Genomic DNA, 19,946 nt, shown 5'->3' with positions numbered 1-19,946 from the left:
AATAATATAAAATATGTATATGAAAAATATATTCAAAATAATGCTACTACTCACCACGATGCTGTTTGTGTCATGTGGGGATGATGATGAAGTAAAGCTTCCTGATACAAAGGATGTAAATTATGCGAATATCGCAGGAAGTTGGCGATTGAGTGAATGGAATGGAGAAAACCTCGAAGGTGATGCACGTTACTATTATATAACGTTTGACCGGAAGGAAAAAGACGGAAAACGTTCTTACACTATTTATACGAATCTCAACAGTGCCACATCCGAGCAAATTCCCGGTTCTTTTGTTTTGAGTAAAGAAGATGATTACGGAGATATCATTAGCGGTACTTACTATTATCAACTTGATACGAATGATGGATGGGAATATTCATACATTGTTTCGGGTTTGACTGATACTTCGATGATATGGACTGCCAAAGAAGATACGGGAGAAATAAAAGTTTATACTCGTTGTAATGAAGTTCCGGCAGATATCATAGCCGGAACAAGAGCTTCATTCTAGTTGTATTCTGTTTTTTACTTTATTGACATCAGATTTTCTCGAAAATTGGGGCATCTTTTTATAATAAAACCGTTTAAGCAAATCTTTGTATTTAAACGGTTTTTATTTTTGTATTTATCTTTATTGATACAAGACCGCACAAATAAAATCAAAGATTTATTTGGAAATAAAATAAAGACTTCTTATCTTTGCATTGGATTTATAATTGTAATGAATACAACTTTGAAAAGAAAGGAAGATGATGAAACCATACGATCGATTATTAGAGCATAATATCAAGCCTTCCATGCAACGCATCGCTATCATGGAATATTTGATGGAGCATCCGATTCATCCGTCGGCTGATGATATTTACACAGCATTGTCTCCTTCAATGCCGACACTTTCAAAGACAACGGTTTATAATACTTTGAAATTGTTTTCCGAACAGGGAGCGGCATTAATGCTTACGATTGACGAAAAGAATACAAACTTTGATGCGGATACTTCTGTACATTCCCATTTTCTTTGCAAACGTTGCGGACATATTTATGACTTGAAATGTCCGGAAGCGATTAAACAAGTGGAAAATCTGGAAATGGATGGTCATCAGGTATCAGAAGTTCATTATTATTATAAAGGTATTTGCAAGAATTGCTTAAGTAAAGATAAAGAAACACGTATTGACTAATTAATTTAAAATTGAGAAGAAAATGAAGAAATTTAGATGTACTGTATGCGGTTACGTTCATGAAGGTGACGCAGCTCCTGAGAAATGTCCATTGTGTAAAGCTCCTGCCAGCAAGTTCGTAGAAGTTGTTGAAGTAGAAGGTGGCGCATTGTCTTTTGCTGACGAACACGTTATCGGTGTTGCAAAAGGTTGTGACGAAGAAATGATTAAGGATCTGAACAATCACTTCATGGGAGAATGTACTGAAGTTGGTATGTATTTGGCCATGAGCCGTCAGGCAGACCGCGAAGGTTATCCTGAAGTAGCTGAAGCTTTCAAACGTTACGCTTGGGAAGAAGCTGAACATGCTGCTAAGTTTGCAGAACTGTTGGGTGACTGCGTATGGGATACTAAAACTAACCTGCAGAAACGTAAAGACGCTGAACAAGGTGCATGTGAAGACAAAAAACGCATTGCAACTCGTGCTAAAGCTCTGAACCTGGATGCTATCCATGACACTGTACACGAAATGTGCAAAGACGAAGCTCGTCACGGTAAAGGTTTTGAAGGATTATACAACCGTTATTTCGGTGATAAGAAATAATTAAGCCTAATAAACTCTTAAAAGGTCTGTATTCCACAACGAATACAGACCTTTTTTATTTATATTTGTCTATCAATTTTTAAATACCACAGTTATGAGAAAAGTACAACTATTATTAGTTTGTTTAATGCTTTCAGCGGCTGCCTTTGCTGCTGATAAGGTGATTAAATTGCCGAAGCCTAATTTAAACCGCACTGGTGCGGTGATGAAGGCATTGTCTGAACGACATTCAACTCGCGAATATGCTTCGAAAGCATTGAGCCTGGCTGATCTGTCTGATTTGTTGTGGGCTGCTAATGGAATAAACCGTAAGGAATCCGGAATGAGAACTGCTCCGTCAGCGTTGAATAAACAGGATGTGGATGTATATGTAGTGTTGCCTGAAGGAAGTTATCTGTATGATGCTAAAAATCATCAGTTGACACTGATAGCTGCGGGAGATTATCGTGGTGCAGTGGCAGGTGGTCAGGCGTTTGTGAAAACAGCTCCGGTATCATTGGTTTTAATCAGCGATCTTTCTCGGTTTGGTGATGCCAAAAGTCCACGCAGCCAGTTGATGGGGGCTATGGATGCCGGTATTGTTTCCCAAAATATTTCAATCTTCTGTTCTGCTGCTAACTTGGCAACAGTACCACGTGCTTCGATGGACAATGAGCAGCTAAAGAAAGTTTTGAAATTGAAAGATAGTCAGATGCCAATGATGAATCATCCTGTAGGACACTTCAAATAAGGATTCGCAGGAAGACTTATAAGCCGTATAAAGAAGATTTATAAGCCTATAAAAAAGAGTGACGCTATCTCTATCGGATACCGTCACTCTTTGCTTGTTATAGCGTCACTATCCTGACCGGATACCGTCACTATATTTTCTTCATTATTTCAAGAGAAATTCATCAATCGCTTTCTTGTAAGTTGCTTTATCAGCAGCTCCACGGAAAAGTTGTGGATCCCCTTTCATCGGAATGAACACAAACAATGGAATACTTGTAGCATTAAACAAAGCTGCCAGTTCTTTTTGTTTATCCACATTAACTTTGTAGATGACAATTTTCCCTGCATATTCCTTTGCCAGTTCTTTCATGATAGGAGCTGTCTGACGGCAAGGTCCGCACCAGTCTGCATATAAATCGATGATGGCGGGCTTGTCGCCTTTGTATTTCCACTCCTTTGATTTCTCATAATCGAAGACGTCTTTCAGAAACATATCTTTGTCCATTACGACGACTTCACCGTTACCTGTTACCTCTTTTTTACCTTGATTGGATTCCCTGCTGTCATTGAAAGCGTATACAATCACGCTTACCATGACAAGGGCTACCATTACTAATACTTTCTTCATTCGTTATCTTTATCTTTTTAACTATAATGCTTTTCAATAACCCCTTGCAGCTCGCTGCTATGGATTACGCCGGAATGTCTCCAGACAGCCTCTCCGTTTTTAAATAATATAAAGGTCGGGACAGCTTGTATGCGATATTTAGTAGCCAGTTCTTCATGCTGGTCAACATCTATCTTTGCAATACGTGCTTTATCTCCTACAATTAATTTTAGTTCTTCTAAAACTGGTTTCATAGCTTTACAGGGTCCGCACCATTCTGCAAAGAAATCAACTAAAACCGGTACCGGTGACTGTATTAAATCTTCAAACTTTTCCATAATCTTTCCTTTCTTAGAGTTAAATGACAGTCATTGAAGACTGCAAATATAAATCCTATTTTATTATAATAACGAAAAAAGGTCGTTTTTGTTCATGCAATAGTAATCGTAAGATTTGTGAAATAGTAATTAGGAGGAGTTTATCTGAATGAGGATAAGTTGAAAAGAAAAATGGATAATGAACGACGATGTAAATCCATCAGGCTTCATTATCCATTTTTTCTTTATAAATGATTCTTCTGTTTATTCCACAATAGTCAATTCATCAATAATATGAGATGCTCCCGCATATTTGTCGATAATAAATAAGGTATAACGGATGTCAACGCAGGCAGCTCGTTGTGAGGAAGGACGGAAAGCGATGTCTCCTGTCAAACCTTCAAAATTGCGGTCGAAAGCAGTTCCTATCAATTGGCCTTTGCTGTTAAATACCGGGCTACCGGAATTTCCTCCTGTATTGTCGGTGTTTACAATAAAGCAGACGGGCATTTCACCGTTTTTACCATAGCGTCCATAATCCTGGGATTTATACAGCTCTTTCAATTTTTGAGGCACTACAAATTCCCAGTTACCCTGATCTTCTTTCTCCATTACACCTTTGAGGGTGGTATGAGCATCATACACAACACCATCAGCCGGTTCATAAGAAAGTACCTGGCCGTAGGTCAAACGTAAAGTTGAATTGGCGTCCGGATAAATAGGTGTACCTTTTTCCTGTCTCATATCCATCATGCCTTTCACCCATACTTTATGAGCAGCGTCATAGTTCTGATTGGCTTCTTTCATGGCAATGGCTGTTTTCAAGATCCCGTCGGTAATAGAATATTTGAATAATACCATCCAGTCATATCCTATTTTATACAAACTTGGTTTCTTGATAAACTTTTCAAAGTTTTTAGGATTGCCAAAAATAGAATGTTCAAAGCAAGCATCGACGAAGGCATCGATACTTCCCTTGAAGCGGGAATTGATGATTTCGAAGATATTGATTCGTTGTTCCTCCGGAATATAGTTGGCGTAAGTTTTCAGCATCTCTTTGGCAACCATCCGTTCTACTTCGGGGAAGGGGACAGAAGCAAAATACTTATCAGCTTCTTGCTTTAATTTTAGCTTCGCCTCTTTTATTTGCTCCTTATCTTTTGATTTCAGAGCGGCAACCAATTCCATCGTGGAAGGGATGCGCATAAAATCAAGGGCGGTGACCAATGCTTCATTGATAGCCTGCTGATGATAGATCGCGTCACGGCGATGAGCCACAATAGAACGAATCTCATCAAAAGCTTTCTGATATGAATCATCTCCTTTTTCACGGCCACGGGCTAATAATTCCTCTTGTTGCGCACGCTTGGTATCCAGTACGTTGAGACGTACCAGTCCTTCATTCATACCGATGGCATTCTTCCAGTAGTTGGCTGATGAAGCATATTTGCTCGCATAATGAATACGTACGGCAGGATCTTTCAGCATTTGTTCCATGAGTACTTTCTGACGGGCTCCACGTACATGCTGGCGCATAAAGTTGGTCGTTTGCATCCGTTCTTCCACTTCGTCGGAAATCATATATCGCCAGTTACGTCCCGGAAATCCCATCACAAAGGTGAAATCTCCTTCCTGAACTCCGGCAATGCTGATTTTCAGGTGTTTCTTTACCTGCAAAGGAACGTTATCTTTTGAGTATTCTGCCGGTTTTCCGTTCTTGTCCGCATAAATACGGAAAAGGGAAAAGTCGCCTGTGTGACGAGGCCACATCCAGTTGTCGGTATCTGCGCCGAATTTGCCGATGGAAGAAGGAGGAGCGCCCACCATACGAATATCACTGTACACCGTTTTGATGAACATATAATATTTGTTTCCTCCGTAAAAAGCCTTGAGCTCCAGTTTTGTTGCAGGAGTTATTTCTATGTTCTCTGCTTTGGCGAAACGTTCTGCCACGGTGCCCAGATAACTTGGTGACAGGTAGTTGACACCTTCCGGGTCCGGATCTTTTTTCAGTTGCTCGTTGACGTAATCGGTCACATCCAGAATCCGGTCGATAAATGTGACGGTCAATCCCGGAGTAGGAAGTTCCGCGTCACGGTTCATAGCCCAGAAACCATCTGTCAGGTAGTCATGTTCCACATTACTGTGTTGCTGGATAGCTCCATAACCACAGTGGTGATTCGTCAGTACCAGTCCTTCGGAAGAGATAATTTCTCCCGTGCATCCTCCTCCAAAGTGTACCACAGCATCTTTCAGAGAAAGACCGTTCGCGTCATATACTTCTTCGATCGGAATTTCAAGACCGAGTTCGCGCATGGCAACTGCGTTCTGGGTTTTCAGATCGGTTAGCATCCACATGCCTTCGTCGGCGTGGATGCTAAGAGTTGCCAGTGAAAATAGGACAAATAGGATTTGTTTTCTCATTTATTCTACGATTGTCATTTCATTAATCAGGTGTCCGCAGTTGCCTAACTTCTCCAGAATGAACAGGACATAACGGATATCCAGGTTAATGCAGCGTTGTAGGTTGTTGTCGAAGTTGATGTCACCGCTCAATGATTCCCAGTTACCATCAAAAGCACAACCGATCAGTTCTCCGTTTTCATTCAATACCGGGCTGCCGGAGTTACCGCCGGTAATGTCATTGGTAGACAGGAAGCAGACAGGCATATCACCGTTCGGTAAAGCATAACGGCCATAATCTTTCTTCTCAATCAGCTCTTTCAGTTTGGCGGGGACAACGAACTCACGGTCTTCCGGATTTTCTTTCTCAAGAATTCCTTTAGTGGTGGTGTAATAGTTGTAGTGTACGCCGTCTTTCGGATCGTATGGTTTCACGTTACCATAAGTCAGACGAATGGTAAAGTTTGCGTCCGGGTAAGAAGGTACAGGCAATTTCATTTCGCCCAGACCACGAATATAAGTTTTGTGCAGCAAAGCCAGTTCCTGATCCATGTCCTTGAGCTGGGAAACCAGTTTATCCATCAAGTCATATTTAGACTGGCAGTATTGCAATGCAAGATCGTTGTCGATTGCTTTCACTGACGGCTTCTTTGTAAACTTCTCAAAGTTTGCGCGGTTGGCAAAAATAGAGTTGTCGTACATATCATCAACAAATTTGTTGTAATCGCCCTTATATTTCTGCTCAATTACTTTGTAGATAGACGGACGCTGGTTAGCCGGAACCATTTCCGCATATAACGGGAACAATGCTTTAGCAACTTTGCGGTCTACTTCATGGTCATAATCTTTGTTATGGATACTTTCGTAAGTGCTTTCCAGCGCTTTCATACGTGCTTCGATCACAGAGTCGTTCTTTTCAAGCAATGCTTCACGTGTTTTAGATAACATGACATTACCAAATTCGATAGCTCCGAAGAAAGTCTCTCTCAAACAAGTATATTGATAATTGAGAGGAGTTGTTTTAGCTACCAGGTCGTCGATGTTCTTCACAACTGCCGCATATTCGGCATTGTTTTGTGCCTTTGCAAATTCTGCGAATTTAGCTTCCTGTGCAGCTTTCGTTCCCAACACATCATTATCGATGATGGCTTTATTCATACCGATGGAGTTTTTCCAATAATTGCTGGAACCCGCATACTTGTTAGCATACTGAATACGGATTTTGTCACTGGCATTCATCACTTCCTTCAAGACAGCCAAACGTGCGCCACGAATACGGATACGCGGGTCGTTCTCCGATTCCATACGTTCTTTCACCTCTGATACAGTCAGGTAACGGCTCGTGCTTCCGGGGAATCCCATAATCATTGCGTAATCTCCTTCTTTCAACCCTTTGATAGAGATAGACAAATGTTTCTTTGTTTTCAGGGGAACATTGTTTTCACTGTATTCTGCCGGTTCACCGTTCGCATCAGCATAGATACGGAACATGGAGAAGTCGCCGGTATGGCGCGGCCACATCCAGTTGTCTGTCTCGCCACCGAACTTACCGATAGAAGAGGGGGGAGCAGCTACCATACGTACATCCGGATATATTTTCTTATAGAAAAGATAGAATTTATTTCCGGCATAGAACGGAAGGGCCTGCGGAACAATTCCTTTTTTGTCTGCCAGGTCACTTTTAAAAAAAAGATCATGAGCCAGTTTTTGAAGGAATATATTGCTGAATGATTCGGATTCTGTGATTTCCTTTGCCGCAATCTTGGCATTGACAATATCCGTAACATCCTCGATACGTTCGATAAATGTAAATTTCAGTCCCGGAGTAGGAAGCTCTTTATCTCTGGAAGTAGCCCAGAAACCATCTGTCAGATAATCGTGTTCAACACTACTATGTTGCTGGATGGAAGCGTAGCCACAGTGGTGATTGGTCAGAATCAAACCTTCGGGCGAGATAATTTCTCCGGTACATCCACCTCCGAATATACCTACGGCATCTTTGAGAGAAACGCCGTTTGGATTATATAAGTCCTGGGCTTCCAGTTTTAATCCCTGTTTTTTCATCATGTCTATGGAGTGTTGCTGTTGCATCAGTTGCAATAGCCACATACCCTCATCCGCTCTAACGGAAAATACAAAAAGCGCAGCCAGCGCTAATAGATAAAATCTTAGTTTGTTCATTATTTAATGATAAAATTTAGAATGTATGATTTGTTAGTATTCAATTTTTAAATCTCCGTTTTTCAGTGCTTCCATGATATTAGCAGGCGGACGTTGATTCATTAGTTCGTTTTTCATAAAGTCCATGTAAGGAGCTACGTGTTTAAAGAACTGATAATAACCTTTGCATAAGTAGTTCAATCCCGGTTCACCTTCTGCCGTTTGGCTAAAACGATTTTTCGGGCATTCCCCGTTGCAGGCAAACAGGAACTCACATTCCTTGCATTGAGTAGGGAGAGACTGGTATTTCATGTTTCCGAAGTTGTGTTGACGCTCACTATGCATCATTTCTACCAGTGTCTTACTGTAAATGTTACCTAATTTATATTCGGGGAATACAAAGTGGTCGCAAGAATAAATGTCTCCGTTGAATTCCATTACACCGGCATGTCCGCAAGTCTTTGCCATCGTGCATATACCGGGTTGCTCACCCATCCAGTTGGCCAGGGTAGAATCGAATATCTGCACATAGTATTTGCCTACATCTTCTTTCACCCATTCGTCAAAGAGAGTACAGAGGAAGTTCCCCCATTGTTCTGGAGTGATTGAAAAGTCAGCCAGTGTTCCGGCTTTATTTTCGGCAAGAGAAGCGAGATGACGTCCGTCTTCATGTGAAAGAATACGTTCAACGATGGGAGCGAACTGGATATATTGGCAACCGATCTCTTTGAAGAAACGATAAAACTCCAACGGATATTCGGCATTGAAGTCATTAATAACTGCCATTGCATTCCATTCTACCCCGTGTTTCTTCAGAAGATTGATGCCTTGCATCACTTTCACAAAAGAAGGTTTTCCCAATTTGTTTTTGCGATACTCGTCATGAAACTCCTGGGGACCGTCGATGGAGACACCTACCAGCCAATTGTTTTCACGGAAGAATTCGCACCATTCGTCAGTAAGCATGGTTCCGTTGGTCTGGATGCAATTGTCGATCGTACGTCCGCGGGCGTATTTCTTTTGTAGTTCCATTGCCTTTTTATAGAAGGAGAGCGGTCGCATCAGCGTTTCTCCTCCGTGCCAGGTGAAAAGTACCTGCGGCATGGTTTGTGAGTTAATGTACTCGTCGATAAACTTTTCCAGAAGTTCATCGCTCATTACGTGTTTCGGATTGTCTTTGTATAGGTTGGCCTTTTCCAAATAATAGCAATAATCGCATGCTAGATTACATACGGCACCTACAGGCTTTACCATTACATAAAGCGGTTTTGCAAAAGGGGCAAATGTTGATGTTTTCATGACTGCAAAATTAGATAAACTAAATGAAAAAAATAGCCTTACACCTATGTTTATAAGGATTATTAAAGAAAAGACTCTTACAAGATTTAAATATTGATAAAATGTTTCTTTGAATTCTGAATCAGTTGTACCTTTGTGCACAGAATTTAATGAATAGATGAACGTGAATAAAATTTTGCCTTTTTTGCTTTTGCTTCCGTTTCTGGCTTCCTGTACCAGTAAGTACAAGATTGAAGGAACATCTTCAGTGAATAGTCTGGATGGAAAGATGCTGTATCTTAAATCTCTGCGTGATGGCGAGTGGGTGAAGCTGGATTCTGCTGAAGTGGTGCATGGTCTGTTTTCAATGAAAGGGAAAATAGATTCCGTACAGATGGTGACGCTTTATATGGATGAAGAAAGCATTATGCCGATCGTTCTAGAAAGTGGAAAAATAACAGTTACTATCAGCAATACGGACTTGAAGGCAGTGGGAACTTCTTTAAATAATGCGTTGTACGAGTTTATCAGCAAAAGAAACCAATTAGAAGAAAGTATCAGCGAACTGGAGCAGAAAGAAACCCGTATGGTATTGGATGGAGGGGATTTGGATGAAATTCACAGTCAGCTGGTGGTGGAAGGTGATTCACTGATGCAAGCGATGAATCAGTATGTGAAAACGTTCATTTCCGACAATTACGAAAATGTATTGGGACCCAGTGTATTTATGATGCTTTGCAGCTCTTTGCCCTATCCTATTATGACTCCGCAGATAGATGATATTATAAAGGATGCTCCTTACTCTTTTAAAGATAATAAGCTGGTAAGAGAATTCCTGTCTAAAGCAAGAGAAAACATGAAGTTGATAGAAGAACATCAACGATTGGAACAAAATGCTTCAACAAATAAGTAATACTTGAGTTTTTTGTGTATTTTTGCATAAAACTCAAGTAAAATGAAAACGACTACTGTTTCGGTATACGCCGCTTTCTTTTTTATTTTAGTCTTATCGGTTTCTTGTCGTAGAGATTCGGAGGCCCCCGATGTGGCGTTCCAGAAGATCGAAATGTGTATGGAATCTCTCCCTGATACGGCTCTGTATCTATTAAAATCAGTTCCTCATCCTGAAAAATTGCGTGGAAAGTCGCAGGCGGATTATGCGCTTTTATTAACGCAGGCAATGGATCAGAACTATGTGAAGTTTACTTCTGATTCGTTGATTGCATTGGCACTGAATTACTATACTGTAGAGCGTGGTGACACTGCCATGCGTGCTAAAGCACAGTATTATTATGGTAGAGTGCTGCGTGAATTGGGTAAAGATGAAGAGGCTTTGTCGTTCTTGTCTTCAGCAAAGGAAATGTTCGGGAAGATTCAATGTTGCAAGATGTTTGCCATGGCTACTGATGAAATAGGGATGGTGAACCGGAAAAAGAAATTGTATCAGGAGTCATTGAAGAATTTTCAGGAGTCATACGCTATCTATGAAGAGTTAAAAGATTCTGTGGGCATTGTCAGAGCCGGGCAGAATATAGGCCGGGCTTATTTGTTTCAGAATAACTGGGATAGTTGCTATTTCTATTATAATAATGCTTTAGAATTAGCCAGGAAAAAACAGTATCCGTCTGAAGTTTCCATTTTACATGAGTTGGGTATCCTGTATCGTTCTATGGGAGAGCTGAAAAAGTCAGAACGCTATTTCCTTGCTGCTTATGAAAAAGAAACGGATGAAGAAAGGAAATATGTAGAGTGTATGTCTTTGGGATATTTGTATATACAAATGGGGGATGTGGAGAATGCTAGGAAATACTTTAAGATGAGTATAAATTCCTCTAAAGAGTATACCCGTATTGACGCATACAACAATTTATACTTTTTGGAAAAGGATATTGATAATTTTGAAGAAGCAATTACTTATCATGAAAAAGCGGATTCCATTGTCAGCGTATTGGATGAGGTCGATTCTTTGGAGTTGATAACAGAACTGCAAAAGCAGTATGAGAACGAAAAACTCCGGAGCGATAATTTACAAATGAAAATGCACCGTACAGTTTTTCTGTTTTGCGGTACGATTGTTTTTCTGATTGTAGCCTTCTATATGTGTTATTACTATTACAAAAGTAAGAACCATAAAAAGAAGATTGCCGAGATTGAATCCCAGATTAGAGATAATGAAGAGGAGATAAAGCGATATCAGCAGGAGATGGAAGAAATCCAGGAGTTGAAAGACCAAGTGCTGGAAGAGAACCGCATACTCGAAGAAAATCGAATGAAGGTAGGCGAGTTGAATGGAAAGATTGTGCTTTTGAGTATGCAGAATAAAACCTTATCGGGGTTGTTGAAAGAACTAGGAGGAGAGTTAACAGTCGGACCGTCTTCTGAACAGTATATATCTGCTTTTCGATTATTGCTTGCTATCAAAGAGGGAACATTAAGAGGTAAGTTGTCTGATGGAGAACGCTATAAATTGTTTAGTCTGTTTGATTTACTCTATGCTAATTACGTTACCCGATTGCTTGACAAAGCTCCTTTATTGACAAAACGTGATCTTGAAATCTGTTGCTTCCTTAAATTTGGGCTGACTAATGAAGAGTTGGCTCGTATTTTCCAGACCTCTTCCGACTCGGTAACCAAGGCGAAGGGGAGACTAAAAGGCCGGTTAGGCATTTCTTCACAAGAAGATTTAAATGCATTTTTAAGGGACTTTTGATAAATAAAAAATGAATTGTCCGGGTCAGTGACAGAATTAAAATATGTATTTTGTTGAATTTTAGATCTTTACGATGAATCAGACACACTGATTTTGTCCGGGTGACTTTTTTTGTGTTTTCAGATGCATGCCGTACTTTTGACCTAACAAAAACCAAATAGCTATATGAAAAATCCTAATGAATTATCTGCTACCTCTTCATGGAGAGGTAACGAATTGCAGTTGATAGAACAGAAAGCCAACATTGTTGTCGGAGTAGCTAATTCTCGTACGCGGTTAAGGATAGGAGTTCTATTAAGTAAATATTCAGAGTATCAGGTGGATTATATATCCTCCGAGAGTGAAACAGGTAAACTGATTGAAGAAGCCGATCTAATAATTGGTGCGGGGATTACTGCCTATGAAGGGGTGTTACGCCGGAAACCGGTGATTGTAGTGGGGGATTATGGCCTTGGAGGCTTGGTCACTCCGGATACATTCCGCAAGCATTATAACAATCGGTTTAGAGGAAAGATTAATGGTGCAAGAGGTGAATCTTTCTCATTGGAGAATTTAGAAAAAGAAATTCATAAAGGTTTTAATTTGACTTTTCAAGAATTGCAAATGATGTCAAACCAAACCATAACTTTGCAAAACATCTAAATATCTGAATTCCTTAATTTCTTAATTTGATAGTTTGATGCATAAAACTGGTTAGGAGTGTGGGGGTGCGTGAGCATCCCCATATTCATTTTTAGGTATAATACACAAATTACCGGTCTTGATCTTCGTTTTTCACCATTCCCTTATGTTGCTCCGGGAGGGCACTTTCAACAGCAGCGTATGCCTCTGCCATGGTTGCCTTGATATTTTCCATGCCTTTTCCTTTGGGAGGAATAGGGTCGTGAATAGTCAGAATCATGCGATGGCGATGTATCCATTTGCCTGTGCGTGGAAGGATTTCAAATGAGCCATCGATAGTGACAGGTACCACTGCCAACTGTAAATCATCTGCCAATTGGAAAGCCCCTTTTTTAAAATATCCCATGTGTCCGGTAAAAGTGCGTGCACCTTCGGGAAAGACCACCAGAGAAACTCCGTCTTTCAACGAGTCTTTTGCCTGCCGGATGGTTTCCAAAACCTTCTTCGGGCCGGAACGGTCTACAAAGATATGTCCTGCGCTTTCACAGGCTTTTCCGACGAATGGCAATTTACGCAGACTTTTTTTCATCATCCATTTAAAGTTTCTTCCAATGAAGCCGTAGATGAGGAAAATATCAAATGAACCCTGATGGTTAGGTACAAAAATATAGGAAGTTTTGTCATGCAGCTTTTCGCGCCCCTCAATCTTCACGGGAATCAACAGGAACAGACAAATTAATTGTGACCATATCTTTCCCGGATAATATCCCCAGAAGTGGGCTCCTCCCAAGAGGGAACCTACAATAGTGACGATTGCCGTAAGGATGGTCAGCACTAATAAAATAGGCAAAGCGATGCAAATCTGATAAATATAATACAGTATCTTCATAGGGTTGGATTTTTATCCTGCAAATATACATGATTATTGGTAAAAAAGAGAGGCAGATGCGAGATAATCTTTCCGATTGTGTTATTTTTGCCTCTTGTTAGTAGAGATAGTTATAAAATTATGATACGTATATTACATACTGCCGACTGGCATTTGGGACAAACCTTTTTTGGATATGATCGCACGGGAGAACATGAGGTATTCCTGAATTGGCTGGCAGAAGAAATTCGTCAGAAAGAGATTGATGCATTGATTATAGCCGGAGATGTTTTTGATGTTTCCAACCCTTCCGCTGCATCCCAAAGCATGTATTATCAGTTTATTTATCGGGTGACAGTGGAGAATCCGAATCTGCAAATTGTCATTGTGGCCGGCAATCATGATTCGGCAGCACGTCTGGAAGCTCCTTTGCCTCTGTTGCAGGCTATGCGGACAGAAGTCAGAGGGGTAGTGCGTAAACTTGAAGGTGGAGAAATTGATTATGACCATTTGATCGTGGAACTGAAGAACCGGAAAGGGGAAGTGGAACTGCTTTGTATGGCTGTCCCTTTTTTGCGCCAAGGGGATTATCCGGTCGTGCAGACGGAAGGCAACCCGTACGCGGAGGGAGTTCGCGAACTATATTCGCAACTTCTGCAAAGGCTATGGAAGCAAAGGACAGCGAATCAGTCGATTCTTGCCATCGGTCATTTGCAGGCTACAGGATCGGAGATTGCAGAAAAAGATTATAGTGAACGTACTGTGATTGGTGGTCTGGAGTGTGTATCGCCGGAAGCTTTTTCCGAACAGATAGCGTATACGGCATTGGGGCATATACATAAAGCGCAACGAGTGTCGGGAAGGGAGAATGTGAGATATGCAGGAAGTCCCATTCCGATGTCTTTTGCAGAGAAACATTATCATCATGGAGTCGTGATGGTGACCTTTGACGGAGGTTGTGCAGTAGACATTGAACGGTTGGAATGCCCGAAATTAATCCCTTTGGTAAGTGTGCCGAATGGAGATCCTGCCTTGCCGGAAGTGGTGTTGGAAGCCTTGAAAGAATTGCCGGACACGGAAGAAACAGCTCCTTATTTAGAAGTGAAGGTATTGCTGGAGGAACCGGAACCCATGCTTCGGCAGGAGATTGAGGAGGCATTAGCAGATAAAAATTATCGATTGGCACGCATTGTGTCTACCTATCGCACCGATGTAGAAAATACGGAGAAAGAAAACGAGAACTGGAAGAGAGGATTGCAGGAGATGTCTCCCTTGCAGATTGCGCAGTCTGCCTTTGAAAAGATTTATCAGGTGGAAATGCCTGCCGAACTGACAGGTTTGTTTCAGGAAGCCTATTTGGCTGCTACTCATAAAGAAGAGGAGGAAGAAGAATGAAAATACTGGCTATACGATTGAAGAATCTGACCTCGATAGAAGGGATGGTAGAAGTGGATTTTACAGCAGAACCATTACATTCTGCAGGTATATTTGCCATATCAGGACCTACGGGTGCCGGTAAGTCTACTTTACTAGATGCTTTATGTCTGGCACTGTATGATAAGGCTCCCCGTTTCGCAACTTCGGTGGAAAGTGTAAATTTAGCAGATGTAGGAGACAATCAGATAAATCAGTCCGATGTAAGAAATTTATTGCGTCGGGGAACAAGCGACGGTTATGCGGAAGTCGATTTCTTAGGCATTGACGGACGACGTTACCGTTCTCGTTGGTCGGTACGGCGGACAAGAAATAAGATAAGCGGTTCTTTGCAGCCACAAACGCTGGAGGTGAAAGAGCTGGATACGGAGAAAGAATTCCAGGGTACCAAAAAAGAGTTGTTGATTCAGTTGGTGGAGTTGGTGGGGTTGACGTATGAGCAGTTTACCCGTACCGTATTATTGGCGCAGAATGATTTTGCGACATTCCTGAAATCGAAAGGAGCGGCCAAAGCGGAGTTGCTTGAGAAGTTGACGGGAACCGGTGTTTATTCTCGGATTTCTCAAGAAGTCTATGCCCGGAATAAGGCGGCACAGGAAGAAGTCACTTTGATTCAGAATCGAATGAATGTGATCGAATTGATGCCGGAAGAAGAATTACTTGCTTTACAAAAAGAGAAAGAGCTGTTGGCCGAAAAGCGTGTGACAGGAATCAAACTGTTGGCAGAGCAGAATGAACAACTGAATGTGGTTCGTTCATTAAAAATGCAGGAAGATCTTTGGAAGAAGAAGCAACAGGAAGAACAGGAGGAACAGGCAAGATTGAAAATGTTACAGGGCGCATTGGCTTCACAAGAAGAAGGATTGGTGCATTTCAAGGCACAATGGGAAGCCATACAGCCGGACTTGAAGAAAGCCCGTCAGTTGGATGTACAGATACAGTCACAGCAGGACAGTTACACACAATCGAAACAGATGTTACAGTCCGCTAATAAACAGGTGTCGGAGCAGGAACAAAAAATGCGGATGGCTACGGAGCAGTTGCAGGTTTCTTATTCTTCTCTGAACCGTTTGCTGAATCATGTAGGAATAGAAGAAGCGTTGCAGCTAGAACAGGTGGAAGAAATTCTACGGCAGGAAGCAGACAAACTGACAGCCGGGATAAACACGAATGAAGAGCGGTTGTTGCGATTAAACTCTTTCGGATATCCGTTATTGACCGAAGAACAGATGAAGTTGCAAAAAGAGCTGACACGCCAACAGAATATCCGGCAATTGACGGAAACGCAGACGAAAACCAAGGCGGAAGTAGAACGGTTGGAGAAAGAAACAACTGATTGCCTGAAACAATTAACGGAACAAGAAACCGCATTGAAAGTGACTCAACGCCTTTACGAAAATGCACGTATGGCAGTGGGAAAAGACGTGAAAGCATTGCGTCAGCAATTGCAGGAGGGGGAAGCTTGTCCGGTTTGCGGTAGTACGGTGCATCCTTACCATCAGGAACAGGAGGTAGTAGATACTCTTTTCCGGAGTATAGAACAGGAGTATAATGCAGCAGTAGCAAACTGTCAACAGATCAATAACCGGAGCATTGTTTTGCAACGTGATTGGACGCATCAGAAGATGGTGGATGGACAGATTGGAGAACAGTTGGCGGCATTGTATAAAGCTGGGATCGATGCTGGTAACGAAGAGCAGATACAACATCGTTTGACGGAACTGGCAGAACGTATTTTAGAATATCGTAATCTTTATGCAGAATGGCAACGCAGCGATGAAGAAATTAAAAAGATGCGTGCGTATTGTGAAGCTCTTCGTGAGAATGTATCTCTTTGTCGCCTGGCGATGCAGAAAGTATCGTCTGCTAAAGAACAGTTGGTGTTATTGCAGAATGCTGCTTCAGCCGAACAAAAGAGATTTGAAGTTATAGAGAAAGCGTTGAATGTGCTCTGTCAGGAACGTTCGCAACTGTTGAAAGGAAAAAGTGCGGATGAAGCGGAAGCAGCCGTGGCAAAAAGAGAAAAAGAGCTGAATTTGGCTTTGGAGAAAGCACGCAAAGAGGTAGAGGCTGTGCACAATCGCCTTTCTGGTCTGCAAGGAGAGATGAAGCAAATTACGCTGGCTATTGGAGAATTGCAGGAACAGTATAAAAAGATTGGGTCTCCCGAACAACTTCCCGAAATAATAAAGAAACAACAGGAGGAAAACCTGAATACCGAACGTGCTCTTTCTACTATGGAAGCCCGTCTGCTACAACAAGCAAAGAATAAGCTAACCGTGGAACAGATAGTGAAGGAACTGGCAGAGAAACAGACGATTGCCGAACGTTGGGCGAAACTTAATAAACTGATAGGCAGTGCGGACGGAGCGAAATTTAAAGTGATAGCTCAAAGTTACACTTTGAATTTACTGTTGCTTCATGCCAATAAACATTTATCCTACCTTTCTAAACGCTATAAGTTGCAACAGGTTCCCGACACGTTGGCGCTTCAAGTGATAGATTGTGATATGTGTGATGAAATACGGACTGTGTACTCTCTTTCCGGTGGTGAATCATTCCTGATATCTTTGGCGTTGGCTTTGGGTTTGTCTTCCTTATCAAGCAATAACCTGAAAGTGGAATCTCTTTTTATTGATGAAGGATTCGGCTCTTTGGATGCGGAAAGCCTGCGTACGGCAATGGAAGCATTGGAACAATTACAGATGCAGGGACGGAAAATCGGAGTTATTTCTCACGTACAGGAGATGAGTGAACGAATTTCTGTTCAGGTGCAAGTGCATAAGAAAGTGAATGGAAAGAGTGTGCTTACCGTTGTAGGGTAAGCACATCCATTATCTCCTTTTACATTAATTCGTTCAATTCGCTTAAATTCTTCTTTATTTCGTGGATGCGATTTAAGAACTTCTTGCGGTAAATCCATAAAATCAATCCTAGTCCTCCGCCCCATAACAGGATAAAGAAGGCTATCATGCCTATTCCATATTGCCACACTTGCCAGTAGATAAATGAGAGTACAGCCAGTACCAGGAGGAAAGCAATAGCAATCAGTCGTTCTCTGATGGTCCATCGGTGTATACGGTTCACGCGGCTGATTACCTCTACCAGAGGCATCTCGTCTATTTGAGTCCGTTGGAGGTAGCGGGTGGTGACGATGTCCCAGCAAAGTGCGGGAATCCATGCGAAAATGATAATGATGTAGATCGGGTTCAATCTGTTGTGCAACAACACCTCCGCTAAAAACAAGATCAATATCGGCAAAGAAATCAGAATAAGCTTGATGTTCAGGCTGGCAATGGCATGGATACCTTTGTCTGCATGCCTTATCAGCTTTTCAAGCTCTTCTTCTTTGATGAACTCTTTATCTTTCAAGTGTTCATCCAGGGCATTCCAAGATTTTTTCAGTTCTTCCAGTTCCATATATCTTATTCCTCCTTTTTCATTCTTTTAAGTTTGTCTTTGATACGGCTTAGTTTAGTCGCTACATTGCTAACCGTTAGTCCGGTAATTTCTGCTATTTCTTCATAACTTTTGTCTTCGAGATAGAGCAGGATAATTGATTTGTCTAGTTGTCCCAGCTGGTTAATCATCTGATAAAGCTGTTTCAGCATTTCGTTGATCGGGTCGTGTGCTTCTATGGTCCAGTCAGTATCTTTGGTGAGACTGACAATTTCCGGTACATTCTTTTCTTTACGATAAAAACTGATACAAGTGTTGAGGGCAATACGATAAATCCATGTAGATACTTTACATTCTTTTCTGAATTTAGGATAGGCTTTCCAAAGATTCAGTAGCACATCCTGATAAAGGTCATTGAGCGGAGCATTGGGGTTGGCGTACAGATAGCACACTTTGTAGATCACCCGTTCATATTCGCGGATTACCGACAAGAACTCTTGCTCAATAGGAGGATTGGCTTCTGTTGTTTGTTCTCTCATGAAGTCTATGATTGCTTTTCTGGTTAGTTAGTCGTGAGAAAAGGAGAAAAATCACAGGAGAATGATGATTATTGAAGATTCGCTGCCAGAAATTTGCGCATTTCTTCGATGCTTTTTCCCCGGCGGCGGGTATAATCTTCGAGTTGGTCCTCTCCAATCTTTCCTACAGAAAAATATTCGGAAGCCGGATGCGAAAACATAAGTCCGCAAACAGAAGCGTGCGGATACATGGCCCCGTTTTCAGTCAATGAAATACCTATCTGTTTCATGTCCAGCAGTTCATCCAACAGGAAGTTGACAGACTGATCCGGTAAAGACGGGTAGCCGACGGCAGGGCGAATACCTTGATATTTCTCGACCAATAAATCCGCTATGCCCAGATTTTCTTCTTTGGCATATCCCCATGCTTCTTTTCGTACATACTCATGCATCTTTTCTGTTGCAGCTTCTGCCAGTCGGTCGGAGAGGGTTTGGACAAGCAAGTGTTTATATGGGTCCTGTTCATACAGTCCTTCCATGTCCGCATCAATAGAAGAAGCAAAAGCACCGATGGTGTCGGGGATACCGGAAGAAAGAGGACGGATAAAGTCGCTTAGACAAAGGAAAGGACTTCCATCTCTTTTGGGCGTCTGCTGACGCAGTAAAGGAAAGGTGACGAATTGGTCTTTTTCTTTCTCAATAATTAGATTATCTCCGTCAGAATTTGCTTTACAGAGCTTGAATAGGGTCTTTACCTCATAATCCCGGTCGAGCAGATCGAGCATCCGGTTGGCTTCTTTAAATAGCTGCATGGCTTCGGAGGCCTTGTTACGCTCTTCTTCCGGAAAAGTCGTCAGCCACGAAGCACGGCAGACGTCACATCCGTGAATGTTGGCAATGGCTGCAAAACGTGGCTGGAAACCCCATGCGTGGAAAAAGTAAATCCAGTTGATGTAGGGAGTAACTGTGTGTATTTTATAAGATAGAATCATAATTTATACAATTAAATGGGAATTTATCGGTTAAATGAGAATTTATCGGTTAAATGGGAATTTATCGGTTAAATGAGAATTTATCAGTTAGGCTGAAAGCCTTACAATTATATATTTATTGGGGTGCCCTGAAAGGGCTTAATTATATAGCGTAGGGCAAC

General features: G+C 41.6%; 17 protein-coding genes and 1 pseudogene. 10 read left to right on the top strand and 8 right to left on the bottom strand.

Annotated features, from left to right (window positions below; genetic code table 11):
* The first annotated feature begins 19 nt into the window (after positions 1 to 19).
* From KFO40_RS12070 to KFO40_RS12055, 4 genes are all read left to right on the top strand, one after another.
* Complete coding sequence (locus KFO40_RS12070; protein ID WP_248005580.1) at positions 20 to 514, top strand: lipocalin family protein; 495 nt, start codon at positions 20 to 22, stop codon at positions 512 to 514.
* A 241-nt stretch (positions 515 to 755) separates the two neighbouring features.
* Positions 756 to 1,184, top strand: a complete 429-nt coding sequence (locus KFO40_RS12065) for a Fur family transcriptional regulator (RefSeq protein ID WP_004315958.1) — start codon at positions 756 to 758, stop codon at positions 1,182 to 1,184.
* 22 nt (positions 1,185 to 1,206) lie between these two features.
* On the top strand, positions 1,207 to 1,767 hold the full coding sequence (locus tag KFO40_RS12060; RefSeq protein ID WP_004297333.1) for an NADH peroxidase: 561 nt from the start codon (positions 1,207 to 1,209) through the stop codon (positions 1,765 to 1,767).
* 94 nt (positions 1,768 to 1,861) lie between these two features.
* Positions 1,862 to 2,497, top strand: coding sequence for a SagB/ThcOx family dehydrogenase (locus KFO40_RS12055; RefSeq protein ID WP_009040907.1), 636 nt, complete (start codon positions 1,862 to 1,864; stop codon positions 2,495 to 2,497).
* A gap of 144 nt (positions 2,498 to 2,641) precedes the next feature.
* Here the strand turns inward: KFO40_RS12055 and KFO40_RS12050 are convergent, their stop codons facing one another.
* The 5 genes from KFO40_RS12050 to KFO40_RS12030 all read right to left on the bottom strand — a co-directional run bounded on the left by KFO40_RS12050 (position 2,642) and on the right by KFO40_RS12030 (position 9,264).
* Entirely contained in the window at positions 2,642 to 3,106 is a 465-nt protein-coding gene (locus KFO40_RS12050; protein ID WP_049703088.1) for a thioredoxin family protein, read from the bottom strand.
* A 17-nt stretch (positions 3,107 to 3,123) separates the two neighbouring features.
* The gene (gene trxA, locus KFO40_RS12045) at positions 3,124 to 3,423 is read right to left on the bottom strand and encodes a thioredoxin (protein ID WP_049703087.1); all 300 of its coding nucleotides are present in this window, start codon (positions 3,421 to 3,423) and stop codon (positions 3,124 to 3,126) included.
* Positions 3,424 to 3,666: 243 nt separating this feature from the next.
* Positions 3,667 to 5,826 carry a S46 family peptidase gene (locus KFO40_RS12040; protein WP_049703086.1) on the bottom strand — a complete coding sequence of 720 codons (2,160 nt, stop codon included), beginning with the start codon at positions 5,824 to 5,826 and terminating at the stop codon, positions 3,667 to 3,669.
* Positions 5,827 to 7,986: a S46 family peptidase gene (locus tag KFO40_RS12035; RefSeq protein WP_162487382.1), complete on the bottom strand. Its 2,160-nt coding sequence runs from the start codon at positions 7,984 to 7,986 to the stop codon at positions 5,827 to 5,829. It abuts the gene before it with no gap.
* A gap of 33 nt (positions 7,987 to 8,019) precedes the next feature.
* Positions 8,020 to 9,264 (bottom strand): anaerobic sulfatase-maturation protein, encoded by a 1,245-nt coding sequence (locus KFO40_RS12030; protein ID WP_211146399.1) that lies wholly within the window; start codon positions 9,262 to 9,264, stop codon positions 8,020 to 8,022.
* A gap of 157 nt (positions 9,265 to 9,421) precedes the next feature.
* On the opposite strand from KFO40_RS12030, the gene KFO40_RS12025 reads away from it, so the two are divergent.
* The 3 genes from KFO40_RS12025 (at position 9,422) to KFO40_RS12015 (ending at position 12,595) form a co-directional block, all read left to right on the top strand.
* Positions 9,422 to 10,156: a DUF4369 domain-containing protein gene (locus KFO40_RS12025; RefSeq protein ID WP_004297344.1), complete on the top strand. Its 735-nt coding sequence runs from the start codon at positions 9,422 to 9,424 to the stop codon at positions 10,154 to 10,156.
* 42 nt (positions 10,157 to 10,198) lie between these two features.
* Entirely contained in the window at positions 10,199 to 11,953 is a 1,755-nt protein-coding gene (locus KFO40_RS12020) for a tetratricopeptide repeat protein (RefSeq protein WP_015532825.1), read from the top strand.
* Positions 11,954 to 12,118: 165 nt separating this feature from the next.
* Entirely contained in the window at positions 12,119 to 12,595 is a 477-nt protein-coding gene (locus KFO40_RS12015) for a hypothetical protein (protein ID WP_015532826.1), read from the top strand.
* 109 nt (positions 12,596 to 12,704) lie between these two features.
* Here KFO40_RS12015 and KFO40_RS12010 read toward each other — a convergent pair whose 3' ends face one another.
* On the bottom strand, positions 12,705 to 13,463 hold the full coding sequence (locus KFO40_RS12010; protein WP_004315944.1) for a lysophospholipid acyltransferase family protein: 759 nt from the start codon (positions 13,461 to 13,463) through the stop codon (positions 12,705 to 12,707).
* Positions 13,464 to 13,583: 120 nt separating this feature from the next.
* On the opposite strand from KFO40_RS12010, the gene KFO40_RS12005 reads away from it, so the two are divergent.
* The 3 genes and pseudogenes from KFO40_RS12005 to KFO40_RS25940 form a co-directional block, all read left to right on the top strand.
* Positions 13,584 to 14,837 (top strand): exonuclease SbcCD subunit D C-terminal domain-containing protein, encoded by a 1,254-nt coding sequence (locus KFO40_RS12005; RefSeq protein WP_055235995.1) that lies wholly within the window; start codon positions 13,584 to 13,586, stop codon positions 14,835 to 14,837.
* Positions 14,834 to 17,701, top strand: coding sequence for an AAA family ATPase (locus tag KFO40_RS12000; protein ID WP_211146398.1), 2,868 nt, complete (start codon positions 14,834 to 14,836; stop codon positions 17,699 to 17,701). The genes KFO40_RS12005 and KFO40_RS12000 overlap by 4 nt, the downstream gene beginning before the upstream one ends.
* 483 nt (positions 17,702 to 18,184) lie before the next feature.
* Positions 18,185 to 18,229 (top strand): annotated as a pseudogene (locus tag KFO40_RS25940) (hypothetical protein); the annotation flags it as partial.
* A gap of 72 nt (positions 18,230 to 18,301) precedes the next feature.
* Here the strand turns inward: KFO40_RS25940 and KFO40_RS11990 are convergent.
* Together KFO40_RS11990 and KFO40_RS11985 are read right to left on the bottom strand one after the other, a co-directional pair.
* Positions 18,302 to 18,814 carry an RNA polymerase sigma factor gene (locus KFO40_RS11990; protein ID WP_211146397.1) on the bottom strand — a complete coding sequence of 171 codons (513 nt, stop codon included), beginning with the start codon at positions 18,812 to 18,814 and terminating at the stop codon, positions 18,302 to 18,304.
* A 68-nt stretch (positions 18,815 to 18,882) separates the two neighbouring features.
* Entirely contained in the window at positions 18,883 to 19,785 is a 903-nt protein-coding gene (locus KFO40_RS11985; RefSeq protein WP_008015952.1) for a vitamin B12 dependent-methionine synthase activation domain-containing protein, read from the bottom strand.
* Positions 19,786 to 19,946 lie beyond the last annotated feature (161 nt).

The organism is Bacteroides sp. 1001302B_160321_D4, assembly GCF_015667765.1.
Lineage (GTDB): Bacteria > Bacteroidota > Bacteroidia > Bacteroidales > Bacteroidaceae > Bacteroides > Bacteroides xylanisolvens.
The sequence above is the reverse complement of the archived record's forward strand: the minus strand, read 5'-3'. Positions and strand labels throughout refer to the sequence as shown.